General features: G+C 71.6%; 15 protein-coding genes. 14 read left to right on the forward strand and 1 reads right to left on the reverse strand.

What is annotated here, in order from left to right; genetic code table 11:
• Positions 1-79 precede the first annotated feature (79 nt).
• The 6 genes from ABD350_RS16805 to nusB all read left to right on the forward strand — a co-directional run bounded on the left by ABD350_RS16805 (position 80) and on the right by nusB (position 5,061).
• Positions 80-589, forward strand: coding sequence for a shikimate kinase (locus ABD350_RS16805; RefSeq protein WP_344348926.1), 510 nt, complete (start codon positions 80-82; stop codon positions 587-589).
• Positions 586-1,677 carry a 3-dehydroquinate synthase gene (gene aroB, locus ABD350_RS16810; RefSeq protein WP_344348927.1) on the forward strand — a complete coding sequence of 364 codons (1,092 nt, stop codon included), beginning with the start codon at positions 586-588 and terminating at the stop codon, positions 1,675-1,677. Before ABD350_RS16805 ends, aroB begins: the two co-directional genes overlap by 4 nt.
• A 167-nt stretch (positions 1,678-1,844) precedes the next feature.
• Entirely contained in the window at positions 1,845-2,840 is a 996-nt protein-coding gene (locus ABD350_RS16815) for an AAA family ATPase (RefSeq protein WP_344348928.1), read from the forward strand.
• Between the two features lie 71 nt (positions 2,841-2,911).
• On the forward strand, positions 2,912-4,018 hold the full coding sequence (locus ABD350_RS16820; RefSeq protein ID WP_344348929.1) for an aminopeptidase P family protein: 1,107 nt from the start codon (positions 2,912-2,914) through the stop codon (positions 4,016-4,018).
• A 45-nt stretch (positions 4,019-4,063) separates the two neighbouring features.
• Entirely contained in the window at positions 4,064-4,630 is a 567-nt protein-coding gene (gene efp / locus ABD350_RS16825) for an elongation factor P (protein WP_030795020.1), read from the forward strand.
• Between the two features lie 2 nt (positions 4,631-4,632).
• Positions 4,633-5,061, forward strand: coding sequence for a transcription antitermination factor NusB (gene nusB / locus ABD350_RS16830; protein ID WP_344348930.1), 429 nt, complete (start codon positions 4,633-4,635; stop codon positions 5,059-5,061).
• Between the two features lie 241 nt (positions 5,062-5,302).
• Here nusB and bldD read toward each other — a convergent pair whose 3' ends face one another.
• A complete protein-coding gene (gene bldD / locus ABD350_RS16835) occupies positions 5,303-5,806 on the reverse strand; it encodes a transcriptional regulator BldD (RefSeq protein WP_344348931.1) in 504 nt (167 codons plus the stop codon).
• A 253-nt stretch (positions 5,807-6,059) separates the two neighbouring features.
• Here bldD and pyrR point away from each other — a divergent pair, with 253 nt between their 5' ends.
• The 8 genes from pyrR to pyrF all read left to right on the forward strand — a co-directional run bounded on the left by pyrR (position 6,060) and on the right by pyrF (position 15,997).
• Complete coding sequence (pyrR, locus tag ABD350_RS16840; RefSeq protein ID WP_344348932.1) at positions 6,060-6,641, forward strand: bifunctional pyr operon transcriptional regulator/uracil phosphoribosyltransferase PyrR; 582 nt, start codon at positions 6,060-6,062, stop codon at positions 6,639-6,641.
• A 90-nt stretch (positions 6,642-6,731) separates the two neighbouring features.
• Positions 6,732-7,709 carry an aspartate carbamoyltransferase catalytic subunit gene (locus ABD350_RS16845; RefSeq protein WP_344348933.1) on the forward strand — a complete coding sequence of 326 codons (978 nt, stop codon included), beginning with the start codon at positions 6,732-6,734 and terminating at the stop codon, positions 7,707-7,709.
• Positions 7,710-7,713: 4 nt separating this feature from the next.
• On the forward strand, positions 7,714-9,000 hold the full coding sequence (locus ABD350_RS16850) for a dihydroorotase (protein WP_344348934.1): 1,287 nt from the start codon (positions 7,714-7,716) through the stop codon (positions 8,998-9,000).
• On the forward strand, positions 8,997-9,557 hold the full coding sequence (locus tag ABD350_RS16855) for a PH-like domain-containing protein (RefSeq protein WP_344348935.1): 561 nt from the start codon (positions 8,997-8,999) through the stop codon (positions 9,555-9,557). The genes ABD350_RS16850 and ABD350_RS16855 overlap by 4 nt, the downstream gene beginning before the upstream one ends.
• Entirely contained in the window at positions 9,554-10,696 is a 1,143-nt protein-coding gene (carA, locus tag ABD350_RS16860) for a glutamine-hydrolyzing carbamoyl-phosphate synthase small subunit (protein WP_344348936.1), read from the forward strand. Before ABD350_RS16855 ends, carA begins: the two co-directional genes overlap by 4 nt.
• Complete coding sequence (gene carB / locus ABD350_RS16865; protein ID WP_344348937.1) at positions 10,689-13,997, forward strand: carbamoyl-phosphate synthase large subunit; 3,309 nt, start codon at positions 10,689-10,691, stop codon at positions 13,995-13,997. The genes carA and carB overlap by 8 nt, the downstream gene beginning before the upstream one ends.
• Positions 13,998-14,048: 51 nt before the next feature.
• On the forward strand, positions 14,049-15,155 hold the full coding sequence (locus tag ABD350_RS16870; protein ID WP_344348938.1) for a quinone-dependent dihydroorotate dehydrogenase: 1,107 nt from the start codon (positions 14,049-14,051) through the stop codon (positions 15,153-15,155).
• The gene (gene pyrF, locus ABD350_RS16875; protein ID WP_344348939.1) at positions 15,152-15,997 is read left to right on the forward strand and encodes an orotidine-5'-phosphate decarboxylase; all 846 of its coding nucleotides are present in this window, start codon (positions 15,152-15,154) and stop codon (positions 15,995-15,997) included. The genes ABD350_RS16870 and pyrF overlap by 4 nt, the downstream gene beginning before the upstream one ends.
• The last annotated feature ends 172 nt before the right edge of the window (positions 15,998-16,169 follow it).

The raw sequence follows: 16,169 nt of genomic DNA on the forward strand, positions 1-16,169 counted from the left end.
AGTTCGGTGGCGACAGTGTCACCGAGACCCGCCGCAACGTCCGCTCCTACCTCGACCACCTGGCGATCAGGTGAGCGCCATGCCGGCGATCGTCCTGGTCGGCCCGATGGGCGTGGGCAAGTCCACGGTGGGCCGGCTGCTGGCCGAGTACCTCGGCGTGGGCTATCGGGACACCGACGACGACATCGTGGCCGCCCAGGGCCGCACCATCGCCGAGATCTTCGTGGACGAGGGCGAGCCCGCCTTCCGCGCGCTGGAGAAGACGGCCGTGCGGACGGCCCTCGCCGAGCACGACGGCGTCGTGGCGCTGGGCGGCGGCGCCGTCCTGGACGAGGAGACACGGGCGCTGCTGGCCGGGCACCGGGTGGTCTACCTGTCGATGGAGGTCGAGGAGGCCGTCAAGCGCACCGGCCTGAACGTGGCCCGCCCGCTGCTCGCGGTCAACCCGCGCAAGCAGTGGCGCGAGCTGATGGAAGCCCGCCGGCACCTGTACGAACAGGTCGCGGTCGCGGTGGTGGCGACGGACGGCCGTACCCCCGAAGAGGTCACGCAGAGCGTGCTGGACGCACTGGAGTTGAAGCAGCGATGAGCGAGGCAGTCACCCGGATCCAGGTCGGGGCCACGGCGGGCACGGACGCCTACGAGGTGCTGGTCGGCCGGCAACTGCTGGGCGAGCTGGCCGGACTGATCGGCGAGCGGGCCAAGCGGGTCGCGGTGATCCACCCGGAGGCGCTCGGCGAGACCGGTGAGGCGCTGCGGGCCGATCTGGCCGGGCAGGGGTACGAGGCCGTCGCCATCCAGGTGCCCAACGCGGAGGAGGCCAAGACCGCCGAGGTCGCCGCCTACTGCTGGAAGGCGCTGGGCCAGTGCGGCTTCACCCGCACGGACGTCATCGTCGGCGTCGGCGGCGGCTCCACCACGGACCTGGCCGGATTCGTCGCGGCGACCTGGCTGCGCGGGGTGCGCTGGGTGGCGATCCCGACCACGGTGCTCGCCATGGTGGACGCGGCGGTCGGCGGCAAGACCGGGATCAACACGGCCGAGGGCAAGAACCTCGTCGGTGCCTTCCACCCGCCCGCCGGGGTGCTGTGCGACCTGGCCGCGCTGGACTCGCTGCCGGTCCACGACTACGTCTCGGGTCTGGCCGAGGTCATCAAGGCGGGATTCATCGCCGACCCGGTGATCCTGGACCTGATCGAGGCCGACCCCGAGGCCGCCCGCACCCCGGCCGGTCCGCACACCGCGGAGCTGATCGAGCGGTCGATCCGGGTCAAGGCCGAGGTGGTCTCCGCCGACCTGAAGGAGTCCGGCCTGCGGGAGATTCTCAACTACGGCCACACCCTGGGCCACGCCATCGAGAAGAACGAGCGGTACAAGTGGCGGCACGGTGCCGCGGTCTCCGTCGGCATGCACTTCGCCGCCGAACTGGGCCGCCTGGCGGGCCGCCTGGACGACGCGACGGCCGACCGCCACCGCGCCATCCTGGAAGCCGTCGGCCTGCCGCTGCACTACCGCTACGACCAGTGGCCCAAGCTGCTGGAGACGATGAAGGTCGACAAGAAGTCCCGCGGCGACCTGCTCCGCTTCATCGTCCTGGACGGACTGGCCAGGCCCACCGTCCTGGAAGGCCCCGACCCGGCCGTCCTCCTCGCCGCGTACGGCGAGGTCGGGCAGTAGGTCCCGGACTGTTCCCTCCGTCCGATTCCCTTCCCCGAACGGGCACTTCGGACCGCCCCCGGCCGTTTCACCGAACGACGGCCGGGGACGGTACCGTTCGGTAGGCAGTGGGGGCGTGCCCCCGCCGCCGCCAGCACAGTGCCTGTACGAGACGAAAGTGGCAACGGATGCAGCACGCAGTGGGTTCTCCGCTGCCGCCGCCCCACCAGCCGGGGCAGGGGCCGCACGCCGGCTGGGCGCCGGCTCCCCATCAGCCGGCTCCCCACCAGCCGGCCTCGTATCAGTCGGCCTCCCATCCCCAGGGCCCGCACCCGGGAGCCCCCCGGCGGCCCGCGCCCGTACCCCCGCCGCCCCCGGGCTTCCCGGCCACCCCGCCGGGCCCCGTCCCGCCGGCCCCGCAGCAGCCCCCGGCTTCCCACCAGCCCCCCGTGCCGCCGCCGTCCACGGCCCCGCGGCAGCCCCCCGCGCCCTCCGGCCCGCCGCCCGCGCACCACGTACCGGCCCCGTCGTCCCACGACGCCACCGGGCATGTGCCGCTGCCGCCCGGCGGCCCGGCCGGCGCGCCCGCGGTGCCGCCCGCCACCGCCCCGGCCCCCGACCCGGCGGGCGCCACCCTCGCCGTACTCCTCATCGGCCCGGCCGGTGCGGGCAAGACCAGCGTCGCCAGGTACTGGGCGGACCACCGGCGCGTCCCCACCGCCCACATCAGCCTGGACGACGTGCGCGAATGGGTCCGCTCCGGTTTCGCCGACCCCCAGTCCGGCTGGAACGAGAACTCGGAGGCCCAGTACCGCCTGGCCCGTCGCACCTGCGGCTTCGCCGCCCGGAACTTCCTGGCCAACGGCATCTCCTGCATCCTGGACGACGCCGTCTTCCCGGACCGCCCGGTCGTGGGCCTCGGCGGCTGGAAGCGGCACGTGGGCCCCGGCCTGCTCCCGGTCGTCCTGCTCCCGGGCCTGGACATCGTCCTGGAGCGCAACGCGGAACGCACCGGCAACCGTCGCCTCACCGACGAGGAGGTGGCCCGCATCCACGGCCGCATGGCCGGCTGGTACGGCTCGGGCCTGCCGATCATCGACAACTCCCAGCTGGACATCCCCGGAACGGCGAGGGTCCTGGACGAGGTGCTGGCGAGAGCGATAGCGAGCCCGCCGAACTGGTAGGCGGGCACCCTCCCACCCCACTCGGCCCCTCCCAATCGGCACAACCCGGACAAAACTCCTACGCTCATCTCATGTCAGAGGTGTACGCGAACCGCCGATCCCGGCTGAGGGACCACGTCAACGCGGCGGGCACCGCGGCAGCGCTCGTCACCCGCCCGGCCAACGTCCGCTATCTCGCCGCAGCGGCCCCGCGGGGTGCCGTCCTGCTGCTCGGCGGGAGCGAGGACCTCCTGGTGTGCGCCGGCCCGCCGGGCGACCGCCCCTGTGAAGGCAGACCGGACGAGAGCGTGCGCCTGCACGTCCTGCCGGCGAACGGCGGCGACACCGCCGTGGCCGCGGCCGGCCTGGCCCTGGCCCGGGGCGCCGACTCCCTGGCGATCGAGGAACACCACCTCACGGTGGCCCGCCACCGCGCCCTCGCCGCCGTCGCCCCCGGACTCCGCCTGACCGACCTCGGCGGAGCCGTGGAACAGCTCAGGGTGGTCAAGGACGAGGAGGAGATCTCCTGCCTGCGCATCGGCGCCGAGATCGCCGACCAGGCCCTCGGCGAGCTGCTGGAGTCCATCCTGGTCGGCCGCACCGAACGGCACCTCGCGCTGGAGCTGGAGCGGCGGCTGGTCGACCACGGCGCCGACGGCCCGGCCTTCCCCACCTCCGTGGCCACCGGGCCGCACGCCGGCCGCCGCAGCCACCGCCCCACCGACCGGCGCGTGGAGGAGGGCGACTTCCTCTCCGTCTGCCTCGGGGCCACCTACCGCGGCTATCGCTGCGAAATCGGCCGTACCTTCGTCATCGGCACCTCGCCCGCGGACTGGCAGATCGAGCTGTACGACCTCGTCTTCGCCGCCCAGCGCGCCGGACGGGAGTTCCTCGCGCCCGGAGCGGCCTGCCGTGACGTCGACCGCGCGGCACGCCAGGTACTGGACTCGGCGGGCTATGCGGAAGCCCTGCCACCGCTGACCGGGCACGGTGTCGGACTCGAAATCGAGGAGGACCCTCAGTTGGCGCCCTCGGCCATGGGTAAACTGGACGCTTGCGTGCCGGTCACCGTCGAACCGGGGGTCCACCTCCCGGGCCGGGGCGGTGTCCGGATCGATGACACGCTCGTCGTGCGCCCCGAGGCGGACGGCGGACCCGAGCTACTCACCATCACGACCAAGGAGCTGCTCGCGCTGTAGCGCGTGACCCCGGGGTCGTACGTCAGTCCAGGAGATTCCGCAACCGTGGCTTCCACGAACGACCTCAAGAACGGCCTGGTGCTCAAGCTCGAAGGCGGCCAGCTCTGGTCCGTCGTCGAGTTCCAGCACGTCAAGCCCGGCAAGGGCCCGGCCTTCGTGCGCACCAAGCTCAAGAACGTGCTGTCCGGCAAGGTGGTCGACAAGACCTTCAACGCCGGCGTCAAGGTCGAGACGGCCACTGTCGACAAGCGCGACATGCAGTTCTCGTACATGGACGGCGACTACTTCGTCTTCATGGACATGGAGACCTATGACCAGCTGATGATCGACCGCAAGGTCGTCGGCGACGCCGCCAACTTCCTCATCGAGGGCTTCGAGGCCACCGTCGCCCAGCACGAGGGCGAGGTGCTCTTCGTGGAGCTGCCGGCCGCCGTCGAGCTGACCGTCGCCGAGACCGAGCCGGGCGTCCAGGGCGACCGCTCCACCGGTGGCACCAAGCCCGCCACCCTGGAGACCGGTCACCAGATCCAGGTCCCGCTCTTCATCACCACCGGTGAGAAGATCAAGGTCGACACCCGTACCAGCGACTACCTCGGCCGGGTGAACAGCTAACCGTGGCTGCCCGCAACACGGCCCGCAAGCGCGCCTTCCAGATCCTCTTCGAGGGCGACCAGCGCGGCGCGGACGTCCTGACGGTTCTCGCGGACTGGGTCCGGCTCTCCCGGGCCGACACCCGGCAGCCCCCGGTCAGCGAGTACACGATGCAGCTGGTCGAGGGCTACGCCGAGCACGCGCCGCGGATCGACGAGCTGATCTCCCAGTACGCGGTGGGGTGGACGCTCGACCGGATGCCGGTCGTGGACCGCAACATCCTGCGGCTGGGGGCGTACGAGCTGATCTGGGTCGACGAGACCCCGGACGCCGTCGTCCTGGACGAGATGGTGCAGCTGGCGAAGGAGTTCTCCACCGACGAGTCGCCGTCGTTCGTCAACGGCCTGCTGGGCCGGCTGAAGGAACTCAAGCCGACGCTGCGTCGCGCTTAGCCGACAGCGACATCAGGCGCGGGGAACCGCGGCGGCCGGGCGGCCCGAGGGGCGTCCGGCCGGTCGCGCGGTTCCCCGCGCCTCTTCGGCGTCTGTGCGCGCCGCTGCCGGCCCGGGCGCCCCTGGAGGCCGCCCCGTGCCCGCCCTGGCTCCGGAAGCCGTGAAAACGCCGCCGGGGTGGCCGGAACCGTAAGATTCCGGCCACCCCGGCGGCACGTTTCTGCTTACGTATGGCTGGTTGTCACGCGTCTTCGTGCGTGGCCACCGCGCGGCGCGCGTCCGCGTCCAGGACGCCCCAGCTGATCAGCTGCTCGGTGAGGACCGAGGGCGACTGGTCGTAGATGACGGCGAGTGTGCGCAGATCGTCCTGGCGGATGGAGAGCACCTTGCCGTTGTAGTCACCGCGCTGGGACTGGATCGTCGCCGCGTAGCGCTGCAGGGGGCCCGCCTTCTCGGTCGGCACGGTGGCCAGCCGCTCCAGGTCCAGGACCAGCTTCGGCGGCGGCTCGGCGGCGCCGCCCGGCGTCGTGCCCGGCAGGAGCTCCTGCACCGGAACGCCATAGAAATCGGCCAGCTCGGCGAGGCGCTGCACGGTCACGGCACGGTCGCCGCGCTCGTACGAACCCACCACCACGGCCTTCCAGCGACCCTGGGACTTCTCCTCGACACCGTGGAGGGAAAGGCCCTGCTGGGTGCGGATGGCCCGGAGCTTGGCCCCGAGCTGTTTGGCGTATTCGCTGGACATATAGCTCCCCGGACACTGTGTCGACGCGGCCGGACTGTCTTCCCGCCGCGCGGCTGGTAACTCACTGTGAGGTTACGCAGCGTGACTCTCCTGCGTCAAGCCGAATGGTCCACACCGACTCTTCCGTGGTAGCGGCCGCCCGTTAGGCCAAGGGGGTGACAGAAGGCCCTCCGGAGACCTGCTACGGTGGATGGCGCAATTCCGACGTCCTTTAAGGTCCGTCCCGTGAGGCGGAGAAGGAGGTCCGTTTCGTATGGACACGCACGCCACCCCCGTGCATCCGCAAGCGTCCGATGCCCGGCCCGTGCTCGAAGGCCCCGACATCGCGCGGGTGCTCACCCGTATCGCCCACGAGATCGTCGAGCGCGCCAAGGGCGCAGACGACGTGGTGCTCCTCGGCATTCCGACCCGGGGCGTCTTCCTCGCCCGGCGGCTCGCCGCCAAGCTGGCGCAGATCACCGACCGCGAGATCCCGGTCGGCTCCCTCGACATCACCATGTACCGCGACGACCTGCGCATGCACCCGCCGCGTGCGCTGGCCCGCACCGAGATCCCCGGTGACGGCATCGACGGCAAGCTGGTCGTCCTCGTCGACGACGTGCTCTTCTCCGGCCGCACCATCCGCGCCGCCCTCGACGCGCTGAACGACATCGGGCGCCCCCGCGCGGTGCAGCTCGCGGTCCTGGTCGACCGCGGCCACCGCGAACTGCCGATCCGCGCCGACTACGTCGGCAAGAACCTCCCCACGTCGCTGCGGGAGACGGTCAAGGTCCAGCTCGCCGAGGAGGACGGTCGCGACACCGTGCTGCTCGGTGCGAAGCCGGCCGCCCAGTAGCACGACAGGCGCACGGCCGCCCCGGCGTGCCCCCGCACGCGCCTGCCTGCCCGAAATCTCCCGAATGAACTGCCTTACGGAGCCTGTCAGATGCAGCGCCATCTCATCTCGGCCGCCGACCTCACCCGCGACGACGCCGTCCTGATCCTCGACACCGCCGAGGAGATGGCCCGGGTCGCCGACCGGCCGATCAAGAAGCTGCCGACCCTGCGCGGCCGGACGGTCGTCAACCTCTTCTTTGAGGACTCCACGCGGACGCGTATCTCCTTCGAGGCCGCCGAGAAGCGGCTGTCCGCGGACGTCATCAACTTCTCCGCCAAGGGCTCGTCGGTGTCCAAGGGCGAGTCCCTGAAGGACACCGCCCAGACCCTGGAGGCGATGGGCGTCGACGCCGTGGTCATCCGGCACGGCGCCTCCGGGGCCCCGTACCGGCTCGCCAACTCCGGCTGGATCGACGCGGCCGTCATCAACGCCGGCGACGGCACCCACCAGCACCCCACCCAGGCCCTGCTGGACGCCTTCACCCTGCGCCGCCGGCTGGTCGGCCGTGACACCGGGCTCGGCCAGGACCTGTCCGGCAAGCGGATCACCATCGTCGGCGACGTCCTGCACAGCCGGGTCGCCCGCTCCAACGTCGACCTGCTGCACACCCTCGGCGCCGAGGTCACCCTGGTCGCCCCGCCCACCCTGGTGCCGGTCGGCGTCGAGTCCTGGCCGTGCGAGGTCTCCTACGACCTGGACAGCACGCTGCCCAAGTGCGACGCCGTGATGATGCTCCGCGTCCAGCGCGAGCGCATGAACGCGGCCTTCTTCCCGACCGAGCGCGAGTACTCCCGGCGCTACGGCCTGGACGGCGACCGCATGGCCAGGCTGCCCGAGCACGCGATCGTGATGCACCCCGGCCCGATGGTCCGCGGCATGGAGATCACCGCCGAGGTCGCCGACTCCGGCCGCTGCACCGCCGTCGAACAGGTCGCCAACGGCGTCTCCATCCGGATGGCCGTCCTCTACCTGCTGCTCGGTGGCAACGAGCCCGCCGTCACCCACTCTCGTACCGAGGAGAAGTAAGACCATGAGCAAGATCCTGATCCGTGGTGCGAAGGTGCTCGGCGGCGAGCCGCAGGACGTGCTGATCGACGGCGAGACCATCGCCGAGGTGGGCACGGGCCTCGCCGCCGAGGGCGCCGAGGTCGTCGAGGCCGCCGGCAAGGTGCTGCTGCCGGGCCTGGTCGACCTGCACACCCATCTGCGCGAGCCGGGCCGTGAGGACTCCGAGACCGTCCTGACCGGCACCCGCGCCGCGGCGAGCGGCGGCTACACGGCCGTCTTCGCCATGGCCAACACCTTCCCGGTCGCCGACACCGCCGGCGTGGTGGAGCAGGTCTGGCGGCTCGGCCGGGAGCACGGTTACTGCGACGTCCGGCCCATCGGCGCCGTCACCGTCGGCCTGGAGGGCAAGAAGCTCGCCGAGCTCGGCGCCATGCACGAGTCCGCCGCCGGCGTCACCGTCTTCTCCGACGACGGCAAGTGCGTGGACGACGCGGTGATCATGCGCCGCGCCCTGGAATACGTGAAGGCCTTCGACGGCGTCGTCGCCCAGCACGCGCAGGAGCCGCGGCTCACCGAGGGCGCCCAGATGAACGAGGGCGTCGTCTCCGCCGAGCTGGGCCTGGGCGGCTGGCCGGCCGTCGCCGAGGAGTCGATCATCGCCCGGGACGTGCTGCTCGCCGAGCACGTCGGCTCCCGCGTCCACATCTGCCACCTGTCGACCGCCGGCAGCGTCGAGATCGTCCGCTGGGCCAAGTCCCGCGGCATCCGGGTCACCGCCGAGGTCACCCCGCACCACCTGCTGCTGACCGACGAACTGGTGCGCACCTACAACCCCGTCTACAAGGTCAACCCGCCGCTGCGCACCGAGCGCGACGTCATGGCCCTGCGCGAGGCGCTCGCCGACGGCACGATCGACATCGTCGCCACCGACCACGCCCCGCACCCGCACGAGGACAAGGACTGCGAGTGGGCCGCCGCCGCCATGGGCATGGTCGGCCTGGAGACCGCGCTGTCGGTGGTCCAGGAGACCATGGTCGACACGGGCCTGCTGGACTGGGCCGGCGTCGCCGACCGGATGTCCGTCAAGCCCGCGCGCATCGGACAGGCCACCGGTCACGGCCGTCCCGTCTCGGCCGGTGAACCCGCCAACCTCACCCTTGTCGACACGGCATACCGTGGCCCGGTGGACCCCGCGGGCTTCGCCTCGCGCAGCCGCAACACCCCCTACGAGGGCCGTGAGCTGCCGGGCCGTGTGACGCACACGTGGCTGCGGGGCAAGGTCACGCTCGTCGACGGGAAGCTCACGTGACACCTGTAATCCTGCTGGCCGAGGCGAAGAAGTCGGCCGAGGTCACCGACTGGGGGGCCCGGATCGGCTGGCTCGTCGGTCTGGTCCTGTTCATCGCGCTGGTCTACTGGCTGATGCGCGAGGGCTGGAAGTGGCGCGGCACCCTCCAGGCGGGCCTGCCGCCGCTGCCCGCCGCGCCCGAGGACGCCGGCCCGGCCAGACTGAGCATGAGCGGCCGCTACCACGGCTCCACCACCGCCGGGCAGTGGCTGGACCGCATCGTGGCCCACGGCCTGGGCACCCGCAGCCGGGCCGAGCTCACCCTGACCGACGCGGGCCTGGAGGTCGAGCGCCCCGGCGCCGCCGACTTCTTCGTCCCCCGGGCCGCCCTGCGCGGCGCCCGCCTGGACAAGGGCATCGCCGGAAAGGTCCTCCCCGAGGGCGGACTGCTGGTGGTGACCTGGCAGCACGGCGACAAACTGATCGACTCCGGTTTCCGCTCGGACCGCTCGGCCGAGCACGCCGAGTGGGTCGACACCCTGAACAAGATGACCAACGACACGGAAGGCGCACGATGACGACCTCCACCAGGGGAACCGCCAGGGTTCCCGCCGTACTCGTCCTGGAGGACGGCCGCACCTTCCGCGGCCGCGCCTACGGGGCCGTGGGGGAGACCTTCGGCGAAGCCGTGTTCTCCACCGGCATGACCGGCTACCAGGAGACCCTCACCGACCCGTCGTACGACCGCCAGATCGTCGTCGCGACCGCCCCGCAGATCGGCAACACCGGCTGGAACGACGAGGACGACGAGTCGGGCCGCATCTGGGTCTCCGGCTACGTCGTGCGCGACCCCGCGCGCGTGCCGTCCAACTGGCGGGCCAAGCGCTCCCTGGACGACGAGCTGGAGCGCCAGGGCGTCGTCGGCATCTCCGGCATCGACACCCGCGCCCTCACCCGCCACCTGCGCGAGCGCGGCTCGATGCGGGCCGGCATCTTCTCCGGCGCGGCCGTCGCCCCCGAGGCGGAGCTGCTGGCGCGTGTGCAGGCCCAGCCGCACATGAAGGGCGCGAGCCTCTACGAGGAGGTCGCGACCAAGGAGGCGTACGTCGTCCCGGCCGTCGGCGAGAAGCGCTTCACCGTCGCCGCCATCGACCTCGGCATCAAGGGCATGACCCCGCACCGCATGGCCGAGCGCGGCATCGAGGTGCACGTCCTGCCCGCCACCGCCACCGCCGACGACGTCTACGCCGTCGACCCGGACGGCGTGTTCTTCTCCAACGGCCCCGGCGACCCGGCGACCGCGGACGGCCCCGTCGCGCTGATGACCGCCGTCCTGGAGCGCAGGACGCCCCTGTTCGGCATCTGCTTCGGCAACCAGATCCTCGGCCGCGCCCTCGGCTTCGGCACCTACAAGCTGAAGTACGGCCACCGCGGCATCAACCAGCCGGTCCAGGACCGTACGACCGGCAAGGTCGAGGTCACCGCGCACAACCACGGCTTCGCCGTGGACGCGCCGCTCGACAAGGTCAGCGACACGAGGTTCGGCCGCGCCGAGGTCTCGCACGTCTGCCTGAACGACAACGTCGTGGAGGGGCTCCAGCTGCTCGACCAGCCCGCCTTCTCCGTCCAGTACCACCCCGAAGCGGCAGCCGGTCCGCACGACGCCGCCTACCTGTTCGACCGCTTCGTTTCCCTGATGGAGGGCCAGCGTGCCTAAGCGCACCGATATCCAGTCCGTCCTGGTCATCGGCTCCGGCCCGATCGTCATCGGCCAGGCCGCCGAGTTCGACTACTCCGGCACCCAGGCGTGCCGCGTGCTCAAGGCCGAGGGCCTGCGCGTCATCCTGGTCAACTCCAACCCGGCGACGATCATGACCGACCCGGAGATCGCCGACGCCACCTACGTCGAGCCGATCACTCCCGAGTTCGTCGAGAAGATCATCGCCAAGGAGCGCCCGGACGCCCTGCTGCCCACCCTGGGCGGCCAGACGGCCCTGAACACCGCCATCTCCCTGCACGAGAACGGCGTGCTCGCCAAGTACGGCGTGGAGCTGATCGGCGCCAAGCCCGAGGCGATCCACAAGGGCGAGGACCGCGACCTGTTCAAGGGCGTCGTGGAGGAGGTCCGCAAGAAGATCGGGCACGGCGAGTCCGCCCGCTCGGTGATCTGCCACTCCATGGACGACGTCCTCAAGGGCGTCGAGACCCTCGGCGGCTACCCGGTCGTCGTCCGCCCCTCCTTCACCATGGGCGGCGCCGGCTCCGGCTTCGCGCACGACGAGGAGGAGCTGCGCCGCATCGCCGGCCAGGGCCTGACGCTCTCCCCGACCACCGAAGTGCTCCTGGAGGAGTCCATCCTCGGCTGGAAGGAGTACGAGCTGGAGCTGATGCGCGACAAGAACGACAACGTCGTGGTCGTCTGCTCCATCGAGAACTTCGACCCGATGGGCGTGCACACCGGCGACTCCATCACCGTCGCGCCCGCGATGACGCTGACCGACCGCGAGTACCAGGTGCTGCGCGACGTCGGCATCGCGATCATCCGCGAGGTCGGCGTCGACACCGGCGGCTGCAACATCCAGTTCGCGGTCAACCCCGAGGACGGCCGCGTGATCGTCATCGAGATGAACCCGCGCGTGTCGCGTTCCTCGGCGCTCGCGTCCAAGGCCACCGGCTTCCCGATCGCCAAGATCGCCGCCAAGCTGGCCGTCGGCTACACGCTGGACGAGATCCCGAACGACATCACCGCCGAGACCCCGGCCTCCTTCGAGCCGACCCTGGACTACGTGGTCGTCAAGGCCCCCCGGTTCGCCTTCGAGAAGTTCCCGCAGGCCGACTCCACGCTGACCACCACCATGAAGTCGGTCGGCGAGGCCATGGCCATCGGCCGCAACTTCCCCGAGGCCTTCCAGAAGGCGCTGCGCTCGCTGGAGAAGAAGGGCAGCCAGTTCACCTTCGTCGGCGACCCGGGCGACAAGGACACCCTGCTGCGCGAGGCCGTACGGCCCACCGACGGCCGGATCAACACCGTCATGCGGGCCATCCGGGCCGGCGCCACGCCCGAGGAGGTCTTCGAGTACACGAAGATCGACCCCTGGTTCGTGGACCAGCTCTTCCTGATCAAGGAGATCGCGGACGAGCTGGCCGAGGCCCCGGAGCTGACCGCCGACCTGCTCGCCGAGGCCAAGCGGCACGGCTTCTCCGACCAGCAGATCGGCGAGATCCGCGGCCTGCGCGAGGATGTCGTCCGCGAGGTCCGGCACGCCCTCGGCATCCGCCCGGTCTACAAGACGGTCGACACCTGCGCCGCCGAGTTCGCCGCGAAGACGCCGTACTTCTACTCCTCCTACGACGAGGAGAGCGAGGTCGCCCCGCGCCAGAAGCCGGCCGTCATCATCCTCGGCTCCGGCCCGAACCGCATCGGCCAGGGCATCGAGTTCGACTACTCCTGCGTCCACGCCTCCTTCGCGCTGGCCGACGCCGGGTACGAGACCGTGATGGTCAACTGCAACCCGGAGACCGTCTCCACCGACTACGACACCTCCGACCGCCTGTACTTCGAGCCGCTGACGCTGGAAGACGTGCTGGAGATCGTCCACGCGGAGCAGCAGGCCGGACCCGTCGCGGGCGTCATCGTCCAGCTCGGCGGCCAGACCCCGCTCGGCCTGTCGCAGGCCCTGAAGGACAACGGCGTGCCGATCGTGGGCACCTCCCCGGAGGCCATCCACGCCGCCGAGGACCGCGGCGCCTTCGGCCGCGTCCTGGCCGAGGCGGGTCTGCCGGCCCCCAAGCACGGCACGGCCACCACCTTCGCCGAGGCCAAGGCCATCGCCGACGAGATCGGCTACCCGGTCCTGGTCCGCCCGTCGTACGTGCTCGGCGGACGCGGCATGGAGATCGTCTACGACGAGACCCGCCTCGCCTCCTACATCGCCGAGTCGACCGAGATCAGCCCCTCCCGGCCGGTCCTCGTCGACCGCTTCCTGGACGACGCCATCGAGATCGACGTCGACGCGCTCTACGACGGCGAGGAGCTGTACCTCGGCGGTGTGATGGAGCACATCGAGGAGGCCGGCATCCACTCCGGCGACTCGGCGTGCGCCCTGCCCCCGATCACCCTCGGCGGCTTCGACATCAAGCGGCTGCGCGCCTCCACCGAGGCCATCGCCAAGGGCGTCGGCGTGCGCGGGCTGATCAACATCCAGTTCGCGATGGCCGGCGACATCCTCTACGTCCTGGAGGCCAACCCGCGCGCCTCCCGCACGGTGCCCTTCACCTCCAAGGCGACCGCGGTGCCGCTCGCCAAGGCCGCCGCCCGGATCTCGCTGGGCGCGACCATCGCCGAGCTGCGCGCCGAGGGGCTGCTGCCGAAGAACGGCGACGGCGGCGAGCTGCCGCTGGACGCGCCGATCTCCGTCAAGGAGGCCGTCCTGCCGTGGTCGCGGTTCCGCGACATCCACGGCCGGGGCGTGGACACCGTGCTCGGCCCGGAGATGCGCTCCACGGGCGAGGTCATGGGCATCGACTCCGTCTTCGGCACGGCGTACGCCAAGTCCCAGGCGGGTGCCTACGGCCCGCTGCCCACCAAGGGCCGCGCGTTCATCTCGGTCGCCAACCGCGACAAGCGCTCGATGATCTTCCCGGCGCGCGAGCTGGTCGCCCACGGCTTCGAGCTGCTGGCCACCTCCGGCACCGCCGAGGTCCTCAAGCGCAACGGCATCAACGCCACGGTCGTGCGCAAGCAGTCCGAGGGCACCGGGCCGAACGGCGAGCGGACCATCGTCCAGCTCATCCACGACGGCGAGGTCGACCTCATCGTCAACACCCCGTACGGCACCGGCGGCCGCCTCGACGGCTACGACATCCGTACGGCCGCGGTGGCCCGCTCCGTGCCGTGCCTGACCACGGTCCAGGCGCTCGCGGCGGCCGTCCAGGGCATCGACGCCCTCAACCACGGGGACGTGGGCGTCCGCTCCCTGCAGGAACACGCGGAACGCCTGACCGCCGCCCGCGACTAGCAGCCCCGAGGGGGACACCGGAAACGGTGTCCCCCTCTTCACGAGGACACCATGTACAAGATCTTTTTCAAGTTGGTCTTCCGGCGCATGGACCCGGAGCAGGCGCACCACCTGGCCTTCCGGTGGATCCGTCTCGCCGCCCGCGTCCCCGTGCTGCGCACCTTCGTCGCCGCCGTCCTCGCGCCCCGCCACAAGGAGCTGCGCACCGAGGCGTTCGGGCTGCGGATGCACGGCCCGTTCGGGCTGGCCGCCGGCTTCGACAAGAACGCCGTCGCGATCGACGGGATGTCCATGCTGGGCTTCGACCACGTCGAGATCGGCACGGTGACGGGGGAGCCGCAGCCCGGCAACCCCAGGAAGCGGCTGTTCCGGCTCGTCGCCGACCGCGCGCTGATCAACCGCATGGGCTTCAACAACGACGGCTCGCTGGCCGTGGCGGCCCGTCTGGCCTCCCGCGAGGCGGTCTTCAAGACCGTCGTCGGCGTCAACATCGGCAAGACCAAGGTCGTCCCCGAGGCGGAGGCCGTCGCCGACTACGTGAAGTCGGCCGAGCGGCTGGCGCCGTACGCGGACTACCTGGTCGTCAACGTCTCCTCGCCCAACACCCCCGGCCTGCGCGACCTCCAGGCGGTGGACCACCTGCGCCCGCTGCTCGGCGCCGTGCGCGAGGCCGCCGACCGCGCCGTCCCCGGCCGGCGCGTCCCGCTGCTGGTGAAGATCGCCCCCGACCTCGCGGACGAGGACATCGACGCGGTCGCCGACCTCGCCGTGGAACTGGGCCTGGACGGCATCATCGCCACCAACACCACCATCGCCCGCGAGGGCCTGGGCCTTCGTTCCGCGCCCGCGCTGGTGGCGGAGACCGGCGGGCTGTCCGGGGCGCCGCTCAAGGCACGCTCCCTGGAGGTCCTGCGGCGCCTGTACGCGCGCGTGGGCGACCGGATCACCCTGGTGGGCGTCGGCGGCATCGAGACCGCCGAGGACGCCTGGCAGCGCATCCTGGCCGGTGCGACGCTGGTCCAGGGCTACAGCGCCTTCATCTACGAGGGCCCCTTCTGGTGTCGGTCGATCCACAAGGGCCTCGCCGCCCGCCTGCGCACCAGCCCGTACGCCACCCTCGCCGACGCGGTCGGCGCCGATGTGAGGAAGCCCGCATGACCCTTCCGGAGCCCTTCGGCGCCCGGCTGCGCCGCGCCATGGACGAGCGCGGCCCGCTGTGCGTCGGCATCGACCCGCACGCCTCCCTGCTCGCCGAGTGGGGCCTGGACGACGACATCGCCGGCCTGGAGCGGTTCAGCCGCACGGTGGTCGAGGCCCTGGCCGACCGGGTGGCCGTCCTGAAGCCGCAGAGCGCCTTCTTCGAGCGGTTCGGCTCGCGCGGCCTCGCCGTGCTGGAGAAGTCGGTCCAGGAGGCGCGCGCGGCCGGCGCCCTGGTCGTGACGGACGCCAAGCGCGGCGACATCGGCTCCACCATGGCCGCCTACGCCGAGGCGTTCCTGCGCCCGGACGCCCCGCTGTTCTCCGACGCCCTGACCGTCTCGCCGTATCTCGGCTACGGCTCGCTCTCCCCGGCCGTCGCGCTGGCGCGGGAGAGCGGTGCCGGACTGTTCGTGCTGGCGCTCACCTCGAACCCGGAGGGCGGCGAGGTGCAGCACGCGGTGCGCGCCGACGGCCGGACGGTCGGGGCGACCATGCTGGCCCACCTGGCGGCCGAGAACGCGGGGGAGGAGCCGCTGGGCTCGTTCGGCGCGGTCGTCGGCGCCACCCTCGGCGACCTGTCGTCGTACGACCTGGACATGGGCGGCCCGCTCCTCGCCCCCGGGATCGGCGCCCAGGGCGCGACCCCGGCCGATCTCCCGCGGGTCTTCGGGGCGGCCGTCCGCAACGTCGTGCCCAACGTCAGCCGGGGTGTGCTGCGGCACGGGCCCGACGCGCAGGCGCTGCGCGGGGCGGCCGAGCGGTTCGCGACGCAGATCCGGGAGGCCGTCACCGCGGGCTGAGCCGCCGGTCCGGCTCCCGGCGGAGCCGGATCACGCCGCCCGTGGTGTGAATACAGCCTCAAATCAGGGGCAATATGTGCAAAATGTCCGACCTGACGGAGGCTGACCAGGACTTTTCCGCTGTTCTCGCTGACTCTGGCGGACTTGCCCGCTAGTCTCCGAGGCAGTGGGG

This window comes from Streptomyces nogalater (assembly GCF_039532885.1).
GTDB classification, from domain to species: Bacteria; Actinomycetota; Actinomycetes; order Streptomycetales; family Streptomycetaceae; genus Streptomyces; species Streptomyces nogalater.